Annotated in this window: 1 protein-coding gene; it reads left to right on the top strand. The window is 37.3% G+C overall.

Translation table 11 applies throughout. From position 1 onward, the window contains the following. Positions 1–534 precede the first annotated feature (534 nt). The gene (locus tag RM529_RS16770) at positions 535–2322 is read left to right on the top strand and encodes a ParB/RepB/Spo0J family partition protein (RefSeq protein WP_311485895.1); all 1788 of its coding nucleotides are present in this window, start codon (positions 535–537) and stop codon (positions 2320–2322) included. The last annotated feature ends 446 nt before the right edge of the window (positions 2323–2768 follow it).

Here is a 2768-nt window from a genome sequence, read left to right as displayed (position 1 = left end):
TCATCCTATGACAGGACAAGCTTTGTAATTTTGAAATTAGTTCCAATAAACACGCGAGTTCCCACAACTCGAAGACAATTCACCCCATAAAAAAAGCCTCTCATTACTGAAAGGCTTTTGCAACTTTGCGGTCTGGACGAGACTGTAACCTTGCTAAACCAGCCCTGTCACTACGGCACTTCTGCCAAATATTTTTATCTATGTTGACGATTTGTGAACTAATTCTCGTGAGTTGTAGTCCAATTTGTTTCGTCTGATGCAAAAATAATAATTCTTTTCAATTAATAACATTTATTACCAATAAATATTAAACTAAAATATTATCAATGGATTGAAAATAAAAATTCAATTAAGAGGGGTTTATTATCATACAATATACACGCAAGGTAAACTCGTAAAATACTTCCATCAAAAGACTACGGCATAAAGTCAACGCTTCTTCCCCTACTCGTTTATTCCGTTTCCTTTTGAGCCAAGATTTTATCTTCCGTTTGGTTTCTGCTCAAATATTGTTTAATCAAAAATTTGAGTATTATGACAACAAAAGCGAGTACCACAAAGAAGCGCAGTACAGCGAAATCTACTGCCAAAAATGAAGTGAAGGGAATGAAAACATCCGTACTTCAAATTCAGAACTTACCATTGGGCAATATCAAGCCCGACCCAGAACAACCGAGAAAGACTTTCAACGAGGATGCATTGAAGCAGCTTTCCGAGAGTGTCGAAAAGCACGGTGTGTTACAGCCAATCACGGTAAGGCAACTAAATGGCCATTACATCATCGTGATGGGCGAACGCCGATATCGTGCAAGCAAGCTGGCAGGAAAAAAGACCGTACCCTGTATCGTGAGAACTTATGAGAACAATGATGTGCTTGAAGTTCAGATTATCGAAAACTTGCAAAGACAGGATGTCGAGCCTACCGAAGAAGCTGAGGCGATTGCTTACCTAAGTGAGAGATATGCACCTACCGAAATTGCAAAGCGATTGGGTAGAACAGATAACTTCATCAGACAGCGATTAAAATTAGCCGGATTGATTGACGGTTTCAAGCACTATGTCCGCAATGGCGAAATGACAATTTCCTTGGGTGTTGGTGTTGCGCTATTTGAACCGGAAGAACAGCAGATGATGTTGGAAACGATGGGCGAAGATTTTAATGCGCATCAGATTAACAGGATGATTAAAGACCAGACCTATGATTTGGAAAAAGCATCCTTTGATGTAGCCGATAAAAAATTGGTCCCAAAAGCTGGGTCTTGTGTTGAATGTCCTTTCAATGCTGCAAATCAAGGCAATCTGTTTGGCGATGGTAAAATGGTTTGTACAAAAGCAGCCTGTTTCGAAACTAAGAAAAGTAAATCGCTCTTGAACCTGATTGAAAAATCCAAAAAAGAGAATATTCTTTTAATTCCTGAAATACGACAATATTGGGCAGATGACGAAAACAATCAGCTCATTATATCGCAATTAGAAAAGAACGGATTGACGGTCTATCTACTTGACGATGTTGAAATTATAGAGAACCCGATTGAGCCAACAATTGAGGATATTAAGATAGAATATCAACATTACGATTATTCTGAAAATGAATTAAAGGAGGAATTGGATGAAGCAATGCAGAATTATAAAGAAGCATTGGAAAAATTCAATTCCGCAAAAGAAGATGGATTTAAAAACGGTATTGTGTTCCGTCCCGATTCATTCCAGCAAAAAGAAATTTTTGTAAAGATTGTTGAAAAATCAAAGAACGATTCTACGGAATATTCCGCACCATTGGCCAACAGAAAAATGGCAGATTGTACACCCGAAGAACAAATCATTAAAATCAACGAAAGAGAAATCCGCAAGAATCAAATAGAGAACAACAACCAGTTTGAAGAAGTTGTGCAGATGATGCGTGAAACAAAATACATTAATACGAAGAAGACACTTTCAATGGATGAAATGGTCGCATTCTCGATATCGCTCTTTGAAAATAATGTGGACTATATGAGTCAACAAAAGTATTTTTCAAAGTTCTTGGGCGACACTTCAAAGATGACTAAAGTTGAAATGGTCGAAAATTTCAAGAAGAAGTTCAAAAAGGAAATCTTTCACAAGTTGATTCGGTATATGCTCACAAAGCAAGTACATTTTGGCGAAAGTAATCACGTCAATAACTTGACGAACATTTCATTCTACAACGCAATGCAGGGCTATTACAAATCCAAGATTGCCGGCATTGAAAAAGAATATGCCGAAAAGAGAGACAAGCGTGAAGCACGTTTGAAAGAGCGCATCACAGTTCTTGAAAAGAAAATTCAGGAACTCAACGAGTAGCTTTTGTTGTTTGAAGAAGGGTCGGCATTCGTGCTGGCCCTTTTTCTTTTTTATGATAGTTTTTTAAAAGATGGGTTCATAAGAAAGGGGTTATCAATCAATAGTTAGCGCAAAGGTAAACTCGTAAAATACACCCATCAAAAGACTACGGCATAAAACCAACGCAACATCCTACGCTTATTTATTCCGTTTCCTTTTGAGCTGAGATTTTAGCTTCCGTTTGGGTACTGCTCAAATATTGTTTAATCAAAATATACCATTATGAAACGAGTATCTAAAAAACCTAAAATTTCGCTACAAGAAGCTGAAAAGCATTATCAGTCGAGTAGAGAAAATTACCAAGTTCAGAGTGGCGAAAGCCACTTGGCTTATTACAGAGATAAGCATCCCAACCATTACCGAATATTATCAGAAAATGTTTAATCTAAATTCAAAAGCTATGTATT

This window comes from Autumnicola edwardsiae (assembly GCF_031846505.1).
In the GTDB taxonomy this organism is placed as follows: domain Bacteria; phylum Bacteroidota; class Bacteroidia; order Flavobacteriales; family Flavobacteriaceae; genus Autumnicola; species Autumnicola edwardsiae.
This window is presented reverse-complemented; position numbering and strand designations above follow the sequence as displayed.